This window comes from Streptomyces sp. NPDC020965 (assembly GCF_044333555.1).
Taxonomy (GTDB): domain Bacteria; phylum Actinomycetota; class Actinomycetes; order Streptomycetales; family Streptomycetaceae; genus Streptomyces.
In genome coordinates, this window is the sequence record NZ_JBIRRE010000009.1 from 273710 (window position 1) to 291248 (window position 17539).

Below are 17539 nucleotides of genomic sequence, written 5' to 3' on the forward strand. Positions count from 1 at the left end.
TGAACATTACGCCTCAAGCCCTGAGCTGAAACCGGGTTCGGCGGCACCGTTCCGATCATTTTCCGCAGGCTCCACCGCCGGATCGTCACCGGAGCCCCCGATGTCCTTGGTGCGCAGGGGAACCGCGAGGACCCGCTGAGTCGCCATCAGAACCAGCAGAGCGGCGATTCCCCCGGCCGCCGCGACGGCGAAACTCCACGCCGTGGAGCCCAGCTCGACCGCGGGCCCCGCCACCGCCGTCCCCGCCGCCGCACCGACACCGAACGTCGTCACCAACCAGGAGAACGCCTCCGTGACCGTGCCCCGGGGCGCGTGCCGGTCCACCACGATGAACGCGCAGGCGATCGCCGGCGCGAGGAACACCCCGGAGAGCGCGGCCAGCCCCGTCATCGCGACCACCCCCGGCGTGAGCGACAGCGGGAGATAGCCCACCGCCAGCAGCGCCACCAGCACCCGCAGCCGCCGCTCCGGCGCGCCCGTCCACTGCCGGGCACCGTAGAACGCGCCGCCGACCAGGGCGCCGAGACTGAGGGCCGCCATCAGCAGGCCGTAGATCGCCTCATGACCGTGATCATCGGCGTAGGCGACACCGGCGACCGTGATGGACCCCAGCGCCAACCCGACGAAGAAGAACGCACCGAGCAGCGCGAGCAGCCCCGCCGACCGCAACGCACCCAGCCAATGGGCCTCGCGGGGCGCGGAACGCCAGACCCGGGAGGGCTCGGAGAGGACGACGGAGAGCGCTCCGATCACACCGATGACATTGATGACGACCAGGGCGGCACCGGCCGACCAGAACGAGATGAGGACCGTGACCAGCAGCGGCCCCACCGTGAACATGATCTCCTGGGCGACCGCGTCCATCGCGTACGCCCGGTGGACCCGGTCCTCGCGGCCCAGCACACTCGGCCAGAGCGCCCGCAACCCACCCTCCAGCGGAGGCGTGAAGAGACCGGCGAGCACGGCGGCCGTGTACGCCAGGAGCAGCGAGTCGATCCCGGCCACCGCGAGCAGCACCATGGCGAGCGCGGAGAGCACGGCCGCGGGCAACTGGACGCGGAACTGCCCGCGCAGATCGACGGCCCGCCCCAGCAGCGGCTGCCCGATGGCGGTCGCGAATCCGTACGCGGCCGCGAGCCCCCCGCCGAGGGTGTAACTGCCGCCCTCGGACCGGGCGAACAACATGATGGCGATGGCGGCGGTCGCATTGGGCAACCGGCCCACCAGCGTCCCGACGAGCAGCCGCGCCGCGTGCGGCGTCCTGAGAATCTCCCCGTACCCGCTGTTCCCCGCGGCCATGTCCCGCCCCTCTCCCCCGGCCCGACCGAGGTGTTACGTATAACGACCGGGGTCATACGTACCATGTCCGCAGTCCGCAGGTCCACCGAACCGCCACCTCCGGACACCCCACGAACCAGACGGCGGCCCCGGCCCGAGGACGGCACGCATGGCACAGAACACCCCCGACGGCCGCACCCGGGACACCGACCACCGGGCACCCACCACCGGCACCGGACGCCCCACCAGCCGGGACGTGGCACGAGCCGCCGGCGTCTCCCAGGCCACCGTCTCCCTCGTCCTCGGCGACAAATGGCGCGGCCGAGTCTCCGAACGCACCGCCGACACCGTCCGCGACACCGCCCGCGCCCTCGGCTACCGGCCCAACCTCGCCGCCCGCAACCTACGCCTCGGCCACACCCGCACCGCGCTCCTCGTCGTCCCCGCCCTCACCAATGAATTCTTCGCCCGCGTCCACACCGGCGCCGCCGCCATCGCCGCCGAACACGGCTTCGGCGTCGTCATCTACCCCTCCCCCGACGGCACCGGCCCCGCCCGAGACCCCTTCGCCTCCGCCCGCACCGCCCTCGACGGCGTCATCGCCTCCTCCATGGCCACCGAGGCACTCACCGCCTTCCGCGGCACCGACCTCCCCCTCGTCATGCTCGACAGCGACCCCACCGACCGCACCGCCGCCGCCCACGTCAACCTCGACATCGGCGACGGCATACGACAGACCGCCCACCACCTCCTCGACCTCGGCCACCGCCGCATCCTCCACCTCGCATCCGCCATCTCCTCCTGGACCTTCGACGTACGCGCCCAAACCCTCGCCGACACCCTCAACCCCGTCCCCGACGCCACCCTCCACACCATCCGAGCCCCCTTCGACATCGACACCGCACGCGCCGCGACCGAACACGCCCTCACCACCCAGCACCCCCGACCCACCGCCATCGTCTGCGACGGCGACATCCTGGCCGCCGGAGCCTGCAAAGCCGTACGCCGACTCGGACTCGGCATCCCCGAAGACATCTCCGTCACCGGCTTCGACGACCTCACCCTCGCCACCGCCGTCGAACCCGAACTCACCACCGTACGACTGCCCGCCGAACACGTCGGCCGGCGCGGCATGTCCGCCCTCCTCGCCATCCTCGACGGCCGCCCACCCGCCGAAGGCGACCTACCCGTCGAACTCATCGTCCGCGGCTCGACCGCCCCCGCCCCCAACCCCGAACCCTGAACCAGGGCCCACCCCACACGAACGACCCTTGAGACCAGCGGGGCCCCATGGAACGATCACGATCATGACGAGCGCAGCGGAGACACCGATCGACGCCGCGCCGCTCGGAACCGTCCCCACCACCGGCACCGTGACCCCCACCGCCGACGGACACCTCGCCCTCCACCACGACGACCGGCTGGAAATCCACCACGCCCGGACCCTCCTCGCCGGCACCCTCACCCCCCTGCACACCCTCCGACTCCCCCCACACGCCCGAGCGACCCCCCTCACCGACGGCGCCGTCATCGCCGAGGCCAACCGCATCCGCCGCCTCCACCACGACGGAACCACCCGCTGGGAACTCCCCCACACCCCCTGGCCCGGCGGCCACCAGGACCCACGCCCCCCGGGACCACCCGCCGTACACCCCACCGGCACCACCGTCAGCGTCCTCATCCCCACCAGCGCCGACGACACCCCCCACCCGAACGGCCCACCCCCCACCCGGAGCGACACCCTCCTCCTCATCGACACCGACACCGGCCACCCCCACGCACAACGCCCCATCAGCGGCAACACCTCCATCGCCACCCAGCGCTGGCACCCCAGCGGCACCCTCCTCACCCTCTCCTGCTGGACCGCCTGGTACAGCTGGTCGACCTGGTGGATCCAGCCACGCCACGACGGACTACACATCCGCGGCGGCACCACCATGCGCGAAGTGATCGACTTCCTGCCCGGCGCACCCCACACCACCCCCCGGATCCTCACCCTGCGCCGCGCCGAACACATCGCCGCCAACGACGACCGCGACGAACTCGCCACCCACGACCCCGGCGCCGACGAACCCACCGCCCGCTACGACCTCACCCGACTCGCCACCGAACGCGACCACGACGAATTCGACGGCGCATTCCTCATCGACGACCGCCACCTACTGATCACCGGCCGGATCCATCCCCCCGGACGCCCCGCCCTGATCCGCCACTGGCTCTGCGACGCCACCACACTCCAGCCACTCGGCCACCTCCGCTACCCCCGCCCCGTCGGCTGGGTCACCCCCCTCGGCGACGGCACCTGGCTCACCCGGGGCACCGACACCCTGCACCGCTGGACCCTCCCCCACCGCCCCTGAACCACGCCCGACCAGCGGCCACACACGACAGCGCCCCGGCCCGCACACGCGGACCGGGGCACCCCCGAACATCAACCCACCAGCAGGGCGGAAGAACTACTCCCCGCCCTCCTCGCTCTCCTCCGTGTCCGACGGCGCGTCCGTCGGCGTCGACGCGGCACCGTCCGCCTCCAGCAGCCGGGCCAACTGCCGGCCCACGACACGCTTGAACTTCCGCTGCTGCGGACGCGTACGATCCAGCACCGCCACCTCCAGCCGATCGGCCGGAATCTCGCGCTCCGTACCGTTCGTCTGACTGGACAGCGCCTGCACCGCCAGCTTCAGAGCCTCCGCCAACGACATCCCGTCACGGTGCCGCTGATCAAGGAAAGTGCTGATCTGCTCGGCATTGCCCCCGACCGCCACCGACCCGTGCTCATCGACGATCGAACCGTCATGCGGCAGCCGATAGATCTGATCGCCGTCCGACGTCGCACCCACCTCGGCGACCACCAACTCCACCTCATACGGCTTCTCGGCCGCCGAGGAGAAGATGGTGCCCAGCGTCTGCGCGTACACGTTCGCCAGACCACGAGCGGTCACATCGTCACGATCGTAGGTGTACCCCCGCAGATCGGCGTAACGGACACCACCGATCCGAAGATTCTCGTACTCGTTGTACTTACCGGCCGCGGCGAACCCGATCCGGTCATAGATCTCGCTGAACTTGTGCAGCGCGCGGGACGGATTCTCACCGACGAAGACGATGCCGTCGGTGTACTGCAGCACAACCAGGCTGCGTCCACGGGCGATGCCCTTCCGGGCGTACTCCGCCCGGTCCTGCATGGCCTGTGCGGGCGAGACATAGAACGGCGTCGTCACCGGCTATCCGTCCCTTTCTGTCAGTGGCGTGGGGCCCCGCCGAGCGGTGGCCCGCCTGCGAGCACCACCCGGCGACGGCCGGGTGGCGGCACCGCTCAGCGGTAGCTGGAGAAGCATCAGAGCAACGCGGCGCGCGGACCATCGGGCTGTTCGAGACGCCGCTCCAGGATCGCGCGCGCGATGTCGGACGACTCGTCGTCCGTGAGCCGCCGCACACCGTCCTCGGTGATCACCGTGACGATCGGATAGATCCGCCGCGCCACATCGGGCCCACCGGTCGCCGAATCGTCGTCCGCCGCGTCGTACAGCGCCTGGATCACCAGCGTCGTGGCCTGATCCTCGGTGAGATCGTCCCGGTAGAGCTTCTTCATGGCCCCACGGGCGAAGATCGAACCCGAGCCGGTGGCGGCGAACCCCTGCTCCTCGGAACGGCCGCCCGTGACGTCGTACGAGAAGATCCGGCCCCTCCCGCGATCCACGTCGTACCCCGCGAAGAGAGGCACCACCGCCAGACCCTGCATCGCCATCCCGAGATTGCCGCGGATCATCGTGGAGAGCCGGTTCGCCTTGCCCTCCAGAGAGAGCTGGGTCCCCTCGACCTTCTCGAAGTGCTCAAGCTCCAACTGGAAGAGCTTCACCATCTCCACGGCGAGGCCCGCCGTGCCCGCGATGCCCACGGCCGAATACTCGTCGGCCGGGAACACCTTCTCGATATCGCGCTGCGCGATCATGTTGCCCATGGTGGCTCGCCGGTCACCGGCGAGCACCACACCGCCGGGGAACGTCGTCGCGACGATGGTCGTGCCGTGCGGCGCCTGGATGGCCCCCTGCACGGGCGGCAGCACCCGCTTCCCGGGCAGCAGGTCCGGGGAGTGCTGCCCCAGGAAGTCCATGAAGGAGGACGACCCGGGCGTCAGGAAGGCAGCTGGTAGACGCCCGGTGCCACGAGTGTTGGCTTCCACGAGATTCCTTCCAAGTAGGCGGCAGCCCGACGGACGGTGTCGGGATCGTCTCCCAACTTGCCGATGGCCGAATTGCAGTTGAAGCACAGTACGCCACGGACCTTACCCGTCTTGTGGCAGTGATCCACATGTACGGCGGGGGCGGCGAGACAGATGACGCAGAGACCCTTCTGGGACGAGACCATGTCGTCGCGGTCGGCTTCGGTCATGCCGTACTTCCTTCGCAGGTGCCCGGCAGGTCCAGCGGCCTTCGCGCACACCTTGCAGCGACTCGCCAAACCGTCAGGGGCACTGGTCTTCCAGTGCCAGTCGGAATGGGGCCTCACCTCATCACATCCGCGACAATGCTTATGGCCAGGTGGGGTGGAAATCTTCGGGCGCACCGTCCGCCCTTTTGCCGTCTGGCGTTGCCGGTAGTACTCGGCTGAGCATTCTCGGCAGTACGCCTGAAGACCGTCAGACATCGACCTATTGCTGGCGAATGCGTCGCGGGCCAGTGTCCGCTTGCATCGAGAGCAAACCCTTCCTTGATGCAATTCGGACATTTCTGCGCTATTCACCACCTTTCTGAACAAAACTTCGAACGAAGTCCTCGGCGTTCTCTTCGAGTACATCGTCGATTTCGTCCAATACCGAATCGACATCGTCGGAAAGCTTTTCCTGGCGTTCCTTGAGGTCTTCCGAAGCCTGCGCGTCCTGCGTCTGCTCCTCGGTCTCCTCCGTGGAACGCGTCGCCTTCTGCTGACCGCCGCCGCTGTCCTTGGTAGCCATGTCCCTCACCCCGCTCGGTTTGCCCTGACGTGAGTTCTTCCGGTCAAGATCAGACCCTACAAGCCGGGTCCGACATCGGCCCCGCACTTCCCTCAACGTGCGGGGACCTCCATGATTCCCCGAGATGATTCCCGGACCACCATCTTTTAGCCTCCGGACAGCACTCGGACCAGATCTTCGGCCGTGCGGCACCGGTCCAGCAGTTCCTTGACGTGGTTGCGCGTGCCGCGCAGGGGCTCCAGGGTCGGGACGCGCTGGAGCGAGTCACGGCCCGGCAGGTCGAAGATCACCGAGTCCCAGGAGGCCGCGGCCACGTCGTCCGCGTACTGCTCCAGACAACGGCCACGGAAGTAGGCGCGGGTGTCTTCGGGAGGCTTGGTGCCGGCCCTGACGACGTCCCGCTCGTCCAGGAGTCGTTTGATCCTGCCGCGGGCCGCCAGCCGGTTGTAGAGGCCCTTCTCGGCCCGCACATCGGCGTACTGGAGGTCGACCAGGTGGAGCCGGGGCGCGTCCCAGTCCAGGCCGTCCCGGCGCCGGTAGCCCTCCATCAACTCCTTCTTCGCGATCCAGTCGAGTTCGCCCGCCAGGCTCATCGGATCGTTCTCCAGCCGGTTGAGGGTGTCCTCCCAGCGGCTCAGGACGTCCTTGGTCTGGTCGTCGGCGTCCACGCCGAAGCGTTCGTCGACGTATTTCCTGGCCAGTTCGTAGTACTCCATCTGGAGCTGGACAGCGGTGAGTGTCCGGCCGCTGCGCAGGGTGACCAACTGGCGCAGTGTGGGGTCGTGGGAGACCTGGTGCAGGGTGCGTACGGGCTGGTCGACGGCGAGGTCGACGGCGATGAAGCCGTCCTCGATCATGGAGAGCACCAGGGCCGTGGTGCCGAGCTTCAGATAGGTCGAGATCTCGGAGAGATTGGCGTCGCCGATGATCACGTGGAGTCGTCGGTACTTCTCGGCGTCGGAGTGGGGTTCGTCGCGGGTGTTGATGATGGGGCGTTTCAGGGTGGTTTCGAGGCCGACCTCGACCTCGAAGTAGTCCGCCCGCTGGCTGATCTGGAAGCCGTGTTCGTGGCCGTCCTGGCCGATTCCGACGCGTCCGGCGCCGGTGACGACCTGGCGGGAGACGAAGAACGGGGTGAGGTGGCGGACGATCTCGGAGAACGGGGTCTCCCGTTTCATGAGGTAGTTCTCGTGCGTCCCGTAGGAGGCGCCCTTGTTGTCGGTGTTGTTCTTGTAGAGGTGGATCGGCTGGGCGCCGGGGAGCTGGGCGGCGCGTTCGGCGGCCTCGGCCATGATCCGCTCGCCGGCCTTGTCCCAGAGGACGGCGTCGAGCGGGTTGGTGATCTCGGGGGAGCTGTACTCGGGGTGCGCGTGGTCGACGTAGAGCCGGGCTCCGTTGGTGAGGATGACGTTGGCGAGGCCGATGTCCTCGTCGGTGAGCTGGCTGGAGTCGGCGGCCTCGCGGGCGAGGTCGAAGCCGCGGGCGTCCCGCAGCGGGTTCTCCTCCTCGAAGTCCCAGCGGGCGCGCCGCGCCCTGTGCATCGCCGCCGCGTAGGCGTTGACGATCTGGGACGAGGTGAGCATGGCATTGGCGTTCGGGTGGCCCGGGACGGAGATGCCGTACTCCGTCTCGATGCCCATTACTCGCCGTACGGTCATGCGGCCCTCCTTGCCCTGCGACGCTCCCCTCCGGGAGCGGCGCTCAAGTACCGCTGGTGCTCCTGTGCGTGTGCGGTGCCCGTCCCCGCACCGCGAGACTCGGCGGTACGGAAGAGCCTAGAGCGCCTCTGCGCCGGTGGGGAGATCGATTCCGTCATTGCTGCGGTATGGCCGGACCTGTCGGGAAAGCAGCCGGCTGCGGATGCCCGGCCGGGGGCATCCGCAGCCGGTGTGCTTTTACAGGTATTGACCGGTGTTCGCCACCGTGTCGATGGAGCGTCCGGTGTCGGCGCCCTGTTTTCCGGTGACGAGGGTGCGGATGAAGACGATCCGCTCGCCCTTCTTTCCGGAGATTCGGGCCCAGTCGTCCGGGTTCGTGGTGTTGGGAAGGTCTTCGTTCTCCTTGAACTCGTCCACACATGCTTGGAGGAGGTGGGAGACGCGGAGACCTTTCTGGTTGTGGTCGAGGAATGCCTTGATGGCCATTTTCTTGGCCCGGTCGACGATGTTCTGGATCATCGCTCCGGAGTTGAAGTCCTTGAAATAGAGGACTTCCTTGTCACCATTGGCATAGGTGACCTCAAGGAAGCGGTTCTCCTCGGTTTCGGCGTACATCTGCTCCACGACCGACTGGATCATGGCGTGCGCGGCCGCTTCCTTCGAGCCGTTGTGCTCGGAGAGGTCGTCGGCGTGCAGGGGCAGTGAGGCGGTCAGGTACTTCGCGAAGATGTCCTTGGCGGCCTCGGCGTCCGGGCGCTCGATCTTGATCTTCACATCGAGGCGGCCGGGGCGCAGGATCGCGGGGTCGATCATGTCTTCGCGGTTGGAGGCGCCGATCACGATGACGTTCTCCAGGCCCTCGACGCCGTCGATCTCGGCGAGGAGCTGGGGGACGATGGTGTTCTCGACGTCGGAGCTGACGCCGGATCCGCGGGTGCGGAAGAGGGATTCCATCTCGTCGAAGAAGACGATGACGGGGGTGCCCTCGGATGCCTTTTCCCGGGCGCGCTGGAAGACGAGGCGGATGTGCCGTTCGGTCTCGCCGACGTACTTGTTGAGGAGTTCCGGGCCCTTGATGTTGAGGAAGTAGCTCTTCCCAGCGGGCTGGCCGGTGACCTCGGCGACCTTTTTGGCGAGCGAGTTGGCGACGGCTTTGGCGATCAGTGTCTTTCCGCAGCCGGGCGGGCCGTAGAGCAGGATGCCCTTGGGGGGGCGCAGCTCGTGCTCTTTGAAGAGGTCGGGGTAGAGGTAGGGCAGCTCGACCGCGTCGCGGATCATTTCGATCTGGCCGCCGAGGCCGCCGATCTTGGTGTAGTCGACGTCGGGGACCTCTTCGAGGACGAGTTCTTCGACCTCGCTCTTGGGGACCACTTCGTAGACGTAGCCGGAGCGGGGTTCGAGGAGTAGGGCGTCGCCGGGCCTGATGGTGATGTCCAGCAGTGGCTCGGCGAGCCGTACGACGCGTTCTTCGTCGGTGTGTCCGACGACGAGGGCGCGCTCGCCGTCCTCAAGGATTTCCTTGAGGGTGACGATGTCCCCGGCGCGCTCGTATGCCATGGCCTCGACCACGTTGAGCGCTTCGTTGAGCATGACTTCCTGGCCTCGTCGCAGCTCTTCGAGCTCGACGCCGGGACTGACGTTCACCCGGAGTTTGCGGCCACCGGTGAAGATGTCGCAGGTGCCGTCCTCGTTGGACTGTAGGAAGACACCGAAGCCGGCCGGTGGCTGGGCGAGCCGGTCGACCTCTTCTTTGAGGGCCACGATCTGGTCGCGGGCCTCACGGAGAGTATTGGCGAGCCGTTCGTTCTGGGCGGATACGCCGGCCAGGTTGGTTTGCAACTCGACGATCCGCTCTTCGAGAATCCTCGTATGGCGCGGAGAGTCGGCGAGCTTGCGGCGCAGGACGGCGATTTCCTGCTCAAGATAGGCAACCTGGCCGGCTGGGTCCTCAGACCCCCGCACGGGCCGGATGCCGCGGTTGATGTCGTCGTCGTGGGCTGCCACGGTCCTCACCTCCTCCAAGGGGAGCTGGACGCTTCCTGACCCTACCTGCGTGGGTGGTGATTGAAACCCCTAGATCACAAAGACGGTAGAGGCGTGTCCGATCTTCACCCTTGCGCTCTCCCTCATGTGAGGGGAATACCCACCCAACAACATCGGAAAGCGGGCGGTTGTATCGTCGAGGTGTTCAACACCCGTCAGGGCTGGCGCGACTTGCTTGACATTGCCCGGCCCGGCGAAGGAAACGGCAGGAGACATGAGCGTGCAGCAGGAGTCGTCGTCCGACAGTGCCCCGGAGGCCGTGGAGGTCTGGATCGACCAGGACCTCTGTACGGGGGACGGTATCTGCGCCCAGTACGCGCCGGATGTCTTCGAGCTGGACATCGATGGGCTGGCGTATGTGAAGAGTGCGGAGGACGAGCTGCTGCAGGATCCGGGGGCGACGACGCGGGTGCCGTTGCCGTTGTTGCGGGATGTGGTGGACTCGGTGAAGGAGTGTCCGGGCGACTGTATTCATGTGCGTCGCGTTTCGGACAAGGTCGAGGTCTACGGTCCGGACGCGGAGTAGCGGTCGGTGCCCCGCGGAGGGGCGTAACGATTCGCCAGTGTGATCGGCGGGGTCGTGTTCGCTGGTGCGACGCCCGGGGCGGGGGTCGCACCAGGGCGGGTCACGGGCCGGGGTCGTGTGGGGGGGCGTGGCGCGGGTCCGGTGCCGCGTCCGGGTGTGCGCCTCCGGTTGTCCGCCTCCGGGGGCCGGGGGCTCTCGTACCGCCGTCCTGGTACGGGCGTGGTCGGTCCGTGGGCTGGCTTTGCCGGGGGAGGTGGGTGGCGGGGGGTCAGACGCCGCGTGTTCCGGCCTGCGGGGCGCGGACGAACTTGCCGTCCCGCCACTGCCATTCGGTCTGCTCCCGCTGGTCGGGGCAGCAGCCGGGCACGTCCGGTGAGGAGTAGCCGAGCAGGGTGGCCGAGATCACGCCGTCGTTGATGGCCAGCTCCGCCACGCTCTGCCCGTGCGCGGGCTCCAGCAGGGTCGCGATCAGGCGCGGGGTGGGGTCACCGGCGCCGGTCAGTACGTAGAGCCCGCTCGGCGGGGTGCCGGAGCCCGCTGCGCAGCGGCCCGCCACGACGGTCTCGGGTCGGCCGTCGCCGTCCAGGTCGCCCGTGGCCTGCTTCGTGGCGATGCCGGCCACGGTGCCGCACTCCAGTGGGAGGCGTACTCGGGAGGGGTCGGGGGCGGGGGCCGCGGTGATGGTCCGGCCGGGGTCGGTGGCGGCGCGGCTCGCGGTGGCCTGGTCGGGTTGGAGCAGTCCGGCGCCGGTGACGACGGCGGCCAGGGCGGCCGCGATGGCGAGCCAGTGTGCCGGGCGCGTCCGGGTGTGCGCGGGGTCCGGGGCGGCGGAGGTCTGCACCCGTGGGGTCTCCTGTGCGTGCGGAGCCGGCGACCGGGTCGGCGGCGGGAGGCGGGCGGGAGGTCTGCATCGTGCCACAGGTCACAGGGGTCGGGAACGGCGGGGTGCGGGCCGGTTCGCCGGGGTCGGGTGGCCGGGGGTGGCGGCCAATGCGAAGGCGCCGCCGTCGAGTTCCCCGGTGCGAAGGGGGAACTGGTCGGCGGCGCCCGGCGTGTTGTCGCGGTGGTCAGCCCTTGTTGGGGCCTTCGTAGTCGTCGCCGTACGCGCCCTTGGCGGGGCGGCGGCGGCGCATCGGGGGCTCAACGCCGTCGGCGAGGCGTCGGGCGGTGAGCAGGAAGCCGGTGTGGCCGATCATCCGGTGGTCGGGGCGGACGGCGAGTCCTTCGACGTGCCAGTTGCGGATCATCGATTCCCAGGGCTGCGGCTCGGCGAAGCATCCGATCTCGCGGATGGACTCGACGGTGCGGGCGAGCTGGGTGGTGGTGGCCACGTAGCAGCAGAGGATGCCGCCGGGGACGAGCGCCTTGGAGACGGCTTCCAGGCACTCCCAGGGGGCGAGCATGTCCAGGATGACCCGGTCGACGTCCGCGTCGGTGAGGTTGTCCTGGAGGTCGCCGACGGTGAGCTGCCAGGCGGGGTGCGGGCCGCCGAAGTAGCGTTCCACGTTCTGCTGGGCGATCTCGGCGAAGTCTTCGCGGCGCTCGTAGGAGTGCAGCATGCCGTGGTCGCCGATGGCGCGCAGCAGGAAGGCGCTGAGTGAGCCGGAGCCCACTCCCGCCTCGACGACGCGCGCGCCGGCGAAGATGTCGGCGAAGGCCAGGATCTGCCCCGCGTCCTTGGGGTAGACCACGGCGGCGCCGCGGGGCATGGACAGGACGTAGTCGGGGAGCAGGGGGCGTAGCGCGAGGTACGCGACGTTCCCTGTGGTTCGGACAACACTGCCCTCGGGAGCGCCGATCAGCTCGTCGTGGGGGAACGACCCTTTGTGGGTGTGGAAGTTCTTCCCGGCTTCGAGCGTGAACGTGTAGTGGCGGCCCTTGGGGTCGGTGAGCTGGACCTGGTCCCCGACCTTGAAGGGCCCGCGTCGGCGGGCGGCACCGGTCGGTTCGGACATGTGACCAGCGTACCGGGCCTGGGGAGGGGTCGAGCACCTGGGCGAGTGGGGCGGGTGTCCGGCGGGGGGTGCAGGGCCCGGCTGGGGTGCGGGGGCCCGGGGTGCCCCCGGACGTCCCTCGGTGCCTGCCGGGGGTCGTGGGGCCCGTGAGCCTCCGGAGGGGGCGTCCGTGGGCCGTCAGGTGGCGTGGGGCCTGGCCATGGCGGCGACGAAGGCGCGTTCGACGTCGGCGGTGGAGAGTACGCCGTAGATCTCGCCGGTCTCCTCGATGACGAGGTACTCGGTCGCGGGGGTGGCCCTGAGCCGGTCCAGGAGGGGTTCTCCGGCCAGGGCGGCGGGGATTTTCATGCCGTCGGTGAGTTCCTGGGCGAGGCCGCTGACGGCGACCCAGGGGCGTCGGTGTTCGGGTACGCCGACAATGGCCGCCTCGCGGACGAGTCCGGTGGGGGTGCCTTGGCCGTCGACGACGACGAGGGCGCGGGCGCCGGCCTCGTTGGCGCGGCGGAGCGCTTCGGAGAGCGGGGTGCTGGATTCGACGGGTACGGCGCGCCGGGTGAGGGTGCGGGCGGCCAGTTCGGGGAGGTGTTCGCGCAGTCGGGCGACGCGGAGGCTGTTGCCGGCTCCGGTCCAGATGATGGCGGCGAGGATGGCGGCGAGCAGGGCGTCGGTGACGGTCTCCATGCCGCCGATGTCCTGGGCGGGGTTGCCGAGGGCGCCGGTGTGGGTGAGGAGGGGGAGGCCGATGAGGACGGCGACGGCGAGGGCGCGGCCGACCCAGGCGGCGGCGATGGTGCCGCTCATGGGCTTGCCGGTGATCTTCCAGACGACGGCGCGGAGCATGCGGCCGCCGTCGAGCGGCAGGCCGGGGAGGAGGTTGAAGGCGGCGACGATGAGGTTGGAGATCATCAGGCCGGCGAGGAGTACGCCGGGGACGGTGCCGGGTTCGACGGCCTGCATGCCGAGGTAGAAGACGCCGGCGAGGACGAGGGAGAGCAGGGGTCCGACGAAGGCGAGGATGAATTCGCGGCCGGGGGTCTCGGTCTCCTTCTCGATCTCGGAGACGCCGCCGAAGAACTGGAGCTGGATGCGGCGGACGGGCAGTTTGAAGCGGAGGGCCGCGATGGTGTGGGCGAGTTCGTGGACGAGTACGGAGGCGTAGAAGGCGACCGCGAAGAAGAGGGAGACGAGGTAGCGGGCGCCGCCCAGGTCGGGGAGAACGCGGTCGAGCTGGCCGCCGAAGACCCAGGTGATGAGGGCGGCGACGAGGAACCAGCTGGGGGCGACGTAAACGGGCACGCCGAAGGGGCGGCCCATGAGGAGGCCGCCGCCGGGGCCGTCGGAGCGGCGGCGCTTGCCGTCGGGGGGTGTCCCCTGGGGGGCGGCGCCTCCGGTCTCGGCCCGCGCTCGTTCGCGCTCGCCCCTCGTGTCGTCCTCGTTCACGGGTTCCCTTCGTTCTGGTGGGGTGGTGGCCGGTCGTGGGACCGGGCGGTGGGGTACCTCTGACGTCGATGGTATTGCGCTCGGTGTCAGTGGCGGGCCGTAGGGTCGTGGTCATGAGTACGACTCAGGACCGTCCGGTCGGTCATCTGCCCACGTCGTTGTCGCCGTCCCGGGCGAGCGACTTTATGCAGTGTCCCCTGCTGTACCGGTTCCGGGTGATTGACCGGCTGCCGGAGAAGCCGAGTGCGGCGGCGACGCGGGGCACTCTGGTCCATGCGGTGCTGGAGCGGTTGTTCGACGCGCCGGCGGTGGAGCGTACGCCGCCGCGGGCGAAGTCGCTGGTTCCGGGGCAGTGGGATCGGCTGCTGGCGAGCAGGCCGGAGCTGGCGGAGCTGTTCGAGGGGGATGAGGGCGGCGAGCGGCTGGCGGGTTGGCTGGGTGAGGTGGAGTCGCTGGTGGAGCGCTGGTTCTCGTTGGAGGATCCGACGCGGCTTGAGCCCGCCGAGCGGGAGATGTTCGTGGAGACGGAGCTGGAGTCGGGGCTGCGGTTGCGCGGGGTGATCGACCGGGTGGATGTGGCGCCGTCGGGTGAGGTGCGGATCGTCGATTACAAGACGGGGAAGGCGCCGCGTCCGGAGTACAGCGAGGGTGCGCTGTTCCAGATGAACTTCTACGCGCTGGTGATCTGGCGGCTGCGGAAGGTGGTGCCGCGTCGGTTGCAGTTGGTGTATCTCGGCAGTGGTGATGTGCTGACGTTCGATCCGGTGCCGGCCGATCTGGAGCGGGTGGAGCGGAAGCTGCTGGCCCTGTGGGAGGCGATTCGGCTGGCGACGGAGTCGGGTGACTGGCGGCCGCGGCCCACGAAGCTGTGTGGCTGGTGCGACCACCGGGCGGTATGCCCTGAATTCGGGGGCACTCCCCCGGTATATCCGCTGAGCGTTTCCCCGGCGGGATCGTCCGACGATGGTCAGGGCAGAATGGGCCCCGACCAAGTGTGAGGAGTTCCCCGTGGCCATCCGCGTCCTGCTGGTCGATGACCAGCCGTTGCTGCGTACCGGTTTCCGGATGATTTTGGAGGCCGAGCAGGACATCGCGGTCGTCGGAGAGGCCGGGGACGGTCTCCAGGCGCTCGACCAGGTGCGGGCGCTCCAGCCCGATGTGGTGCTCATGGACATCCGGATGCCCCGGATGGACGGCGTCGAAGCGACCCGGCAGATCACCGGCCCGGGGCGGGACGGCCCGGCGAAGGTGTTGGTGCTGACCACCTTCGACCTCGATGAGTATGTGGTGGAGGCGCTGCGGGCGGGTGCGAGCGGCTTTCTGCTGAAGGACGCGCCGGCGAATGAGCTGGTGCAGGCGATCCGGGTGGTCGCGGCGGGTGAGGCGATGCTCGCGCCGAGCATCACCCGCCGGCTCCTGGACAAGTACGCGGAGCATCTGCCCTCCGGCGAGGAGCCGGTCTCGGACACGCTGCACACGCTGACCGACCGCGAGGTGGAGGTGCTGAAGCTGGTGGCCCGCGGCCTGTCGAACGCGGAGATCGCCGCGGATCTCTTCGTCAGTGAGACGACGGTGAAGACCCATGTGGGCCATGTGCTGACGAAGCTGAGCTTGCGGGACCGGGTGCAGGCGGCTGTCTACGCGTACGAGAGCGGTCTGGTGCGCCCCGGGGCGCAGTAGGAGGCCACACCTGGCTCTTCCGGGGGGGCGGTAGTGACGGAGCGGCGGCGGGGCCTCGGGCCCTGCCGCCGCTCCGTCGTGCCGGGGGTGCGTCAGTTGGAGCTGCCGAGTTCCCCGAGCTGGAGGTCGGAGCTGCCGCTGAGGAGCCGCTCGACGCCGGTGATGCCCTTGCGGGCGGCGACGTACTGCTTGCCCTGCCACAGCGGGAGCACGGGCACGTCCTCGGCGATGATCTCCTGGAGCCTGGCGAAGTCGTCGGCGACGGCGGCGCGGTCGGCCTTGCGGCGTGACTGCGGGATCAACCGGTCGGCCTCTTTGTTCACGTAGGGCGAGTTGAGGAAGTTGTCCTTCTCCAGGAACGGGGCGATGTAGTTGTCGGGGTCCGGGAAGTCGGGGACCCAGCCGAGGCCGTAGACGGGGTAGTCGCCGCGGATGCCGGCGGCGCGGTACTGCGACCAGTCGGCGCCCTTGACGGTGACCGAGAAGAGGTTGGAGGCGTTCAGCTGGTCGCGGATGACCTCGTACTCCTTCACCGGGTAGCGGTCCTTGGCGTAGTGCAGGGTGAGCTTCACCGGTGTGCTGATGTCGGCCTTGCGCAGGATCTCCTTGGCCCTCGCGCGGCTGGGCTCGCCGTACTTGTTGTAGAAGGCGTTCTTGTGCCCGCTGACGTTGGTGGGGATGAGCGAGTACAGCGGTTCGGCGGTGGAGCCGTACACGTCGTTGGCGATCTGGCCGCGGTCGATGAGGGCGGCCATGGCCTGGCGGACGGCCTTGTCCTTCACGGACGGCGCGTCGGTGTTGAAGGCGAGGTACTGGATGGAGAGTCCGGGCAGCTCGGTCAGCTCGATGCCCTCCTTGGGATTCTCCTGCATGGCCTTGATCTGCTCGGGGTCCATCTCGCGCGTCGCGACGTCGATGTCCCCCTTCTCCAGGGCCTTGCCCATGGCCGCGGAGTCCTCGAAGATCCGCATCTCGACCTTGCTGTTGTGCAGCTTGAGGTCGCCGTTGTAGGACTCGTTCTTCCGGAAGACGATCTTGGTGGCCTTGCCGCCCTTGGCCTCGATCTTCAGGGTGTACGGGCCGGAGCCGTCGACGTCGAAGCCCGGACGGAGCTTCTTCCCGTCGTACTTCGCCTTGCTGACGATGGCGGCGGCCGGGGTGGCGAGCTTGTACGGGAAGGTCGCGTCCGGCGTGGCCAGGTGGAAGACGATCTCGCCGTCGCCCTTGGTGTCGATGGTGTCGATGTTCGACAGCAGGGCGGAGGCGCCGTTGTCGTCGTTGATCTTCAGCAGTCGCTGGATGGAGAACTTCACGTCCTCGACGGTGACCGCGCCCCCGTTGGCGAACTTCAGGCCGCTCCGCAGTTTGCAGCGGTAGCTCTGCGACGCGTTGTCGGTGAAGGCGCAGGACTGGGCGGCGTCCGGGACGAGTTCGCCACCGCCGTTGGGCGCGCGCATCAGCGTCTGGAAGGTCTGGCGCAGGACGTTCCACGAGCTGACGTCGTAGGCGAAGGCGGGGTCGAGGGGTGCGGGCGCGTCCTTGTCGACCACGAGCCCGTCCGTCGTGCCCACGACCAGGGAATCGTCGCCACCGGCTCCGCTCTCCGCCGTGCCGCAGGCAAGGAGGGCCGGCGCCAGCAGGCCGACCACGGCGGGCAGCACCAGAGTCTTACGGTTCATCCTGGACGTTCTCCTCATCCGGCACTGGGATACAGCGTGTTCGGGGAGGCTTCGCCGCAGCCGCCCTGTGGGGCGGTTCGATCGGTCCGGGGAAATCAGGACGATCGGTCCTGTGTTCGCGGCGGTCCGTATGACACCCCCGCCGAGGGGAACGCGTCGGAGTTGCTGCGAAGACTCGCGAAGAGATTAGTCGGCGAGGCCGGGGCGATCTCACCAGGCCCGGGGCGGTCCGTATTCGCTGAGTGATCGTCTATATCGCTACGTGGATGATCACGTCCTGGAATGTTTCGTACAGCGCTTCACCAATGCGGACACAAGGTCACATC

Annotated in this window: 16 protein-coding genes; 5 read left to right on the forward strand and 11 right to left on the reverse strand. The window is 68.9% G+C overall.

Going from position 1 to position 17539, the window contains the following annotated elements:
- Nucleotides 1–6 precede the first annotated feature (6 nt).
- Nucleotides 7–1299, reverse strand: a complete 1293-nt coding sequence (locus ACH4S7_RS26445; protein WP_398523781.1) for an MFS transporter — start codon at nt 1297–1299, stop codon at nt 7–9.
- 148 nt (nt 1300–1447) lie between these two features.
- Between ACH4S7_RS26445 and ACH4S7_RS26450 the strand changes: the two genes are divergently transcribed.
- Both ACH4S7_RS26450 and ACH4S7_RS26455 read left to right on the forward strand, forming a co-directional pair.
- Nucleotides 1448–2521: a LacI family DNA-binding transcriptional regulator gene (locus ACH4S7_RS26450; RefSeq protein ID WP_398523782.1), complete on the forward strand. Its 1074-nt coding sequence runs from the start codon at nt 1448–1450 to the stop codon at nt 2519–2521.
- A 64-nt stretch (nt 2522–2585) separates the two neighbouring features.
- Nucleotides 2586–3638, forward strand: a complete 1053-nt coding sequence (locus ACH4S7_RS26455) for a hypothetical protein (RefSeq protein ID WP_398523783.1) — start codon at nt 2586–2588, stop codon at nt 3636–3638.
- Between the two features lie 96 nt (nt 3639–3734).
- Here ACH4S7_RS26455 and prcA read toward each other — a convergent pair whose 3' ends face one another.
- The 6 genes from prcA to arc form a co-directional block, all read right to left on the reverse strand.
- A complete protein-coding gene (prcA, locus tag ACH4S7_RS26460) occupies nt 3735–4499 on the reverse strand; it encodes a proteasome subunit alpha (RefSeq protein ID WP_398523784.1) in 765 nt (254 codons plus the stop codon).
- Nucleotides 4500–4615: 116 nt separating this feature from the next.
- Entirely contained in the window at nt 4616–5461 is an 846-nt protein-coding gene (gene prcB, locus ACH4S7_RS26465; protein ID WP_398523785.1) for a proteasome subunit beta, read from the reverse strand.
- Nucleotides 5413–6105, reverse strand: a complete 693-nt coding sequence (locus tag ACH4S7_RS26470; RefSeq protein ID WP_398523786.1) for an endonuclease VII domain-containing protein — start codon at nt 6103–6105, stop codon at nt 5413–5415. The genes prcB and ACH4S7_RS26470 overlap by 49 nt, the downstream gene beginning before the upstream one ends.
- Nucleotides 6014–6232, reverse strand: coding sequence for a ubiquitin-like protein Pup (locus ACH4S7_RS26475; protein WP_398523787.1), 219 nt, complete (start codon nt 6230–6232; stop codon nt 6014–6016). Before ACH4S7_RS26475 ends, ACH4S7_RS26470 begins: the two co-directional genes overlap by 92 nt.
- Before the next feature lie 146 nt (nt 6233–6378).
- A complete protein-coding gene (dop, locus tag ACH4S7_RS26480) occupies nt 6379–7890 on the reverse strand; it encodes a depupylase/deamidase Dop (RefSeq protein ID WP_398523788.1) in 1512 nt (503 codons plus the stop codon).
- 237 nt (nt 7891–8127) lie between these two features.
- Nucleotides 8128–9894 carry a proteasome ATPase gene (gene arc, locus ACH4S7_RS26485; protein ID WP_398523789.1) on the reverse strand — a complete coding sequence of 589 codons (1767 nt, stop codon included), beginning with the start codon at nt 9892–9894 and terminating at the stop codon, nt 8128–8130.
- Nucleotides 9895–10147: 253 nt separating this feature from the next.
- Here arc and ACH4S7_RS26490 point away from each other — a divergent pair, with 253 nt between their 5' ends.
- Nucleotides 10148–10459, forward strand: a complete 312-nt coding sequence (locus ACH4S7_RS26490; protein WP_398523790.1) for a ferredoxin — start codon at nt 10148–10150, stop codon at nt 10457–10459.
- A 268-nt stretch (nt 10460–10727) separates the two neighbouring features.
- On the opposite strand, the gene ACH4S7_RS26495 is transcribed toward ACH4S7_RS26490, so the two are convergent.
- The 3 genes from ACH4S7_RS26495 to ACH4S7_RS26505 all read right to left on the reverse strand — a co-directional run bounded on the left by ACH4S7_RS26495 (nt 10728) and on the right by ACH4S7_RS26505 (nt 13854).
- Nucleotides 10728–11300, reverse strand: a complete 573-nt coding sequence (locus ACH4S7_RS26495) for a hypothetical protein (RefSeq protein WP_398523791.1) — start codon at nt 11298–11300, stop codon at nt 10728–10730.
- Nucleotides 11301–11526: 226 nt separating this feature from the next.
- The gene (locus tag ACH4S7_RS26500; RefSeq protein WP_398523792.1) at nt 11527–12414 is read right to left on the reverse strand and encodes a tRNA (adenine-N1)-methyltransferase; all 888 of its coding nucleotides are present in this window, start codon (nt 12412–12414) and stop codon (nt 11527–11529) included.
- Nucleotides 12415–12591: 177 nt separating this feature from the next.
- A complete protein-coding gene (locus ACH4S7_RS26505) occupies nt 12592–13854 on the reverse strand; it encodes a site-2 protease family protein (RefSeq protein WP_398523793.1) in 1263 nt (420 codons plus the stop codon).
- Between the two features lie 113 nt (nt 13855–13967).
- Between ACH4S7_RS26505 and ACH4S7_RS26510 the strand changes: the two genes are divergently transcribed.
- Nucleotides 13968–14852: a RecB family exonuclease gene (locus ACH4S7_RS26510; protein ID WP_398523794.1), complete on the forward strand. Its 885-nt coding sequence runs from the start codon at nt 13968–13970 to the stop codon at nt 14850–14852.
- A gap of 10 nt (nt 14853–14862) precedes the next feature.
- Nucleotides 14863–15534, forward strand: coding sequence for a response regulator (locus ACH4S7_RS26515; RefSeq protein WP_398523795.1), 672 nt, complete (start codon nt 14863–14865; stop codon nt 15532–15534).
- A 92-nt stretch (nt 15535–15626) separates the two neighbouring features.
- Here ACH4S7_RS26515 and ACH4S7_RS26520 read toward each other — a convergent pair whose 3' ends face one another.
- Entirely contained in the window at nt 15627–17213 is a 1587-nt protein-coding gene (locus ACH4S7_RS26520) for an ABC transporter substrate-binding protein (RefSeq protein ID WP_398523796.1), read from the reverse strand.
- Nucleotides 17214–17539: the final 326 nt, after the last annotated feature.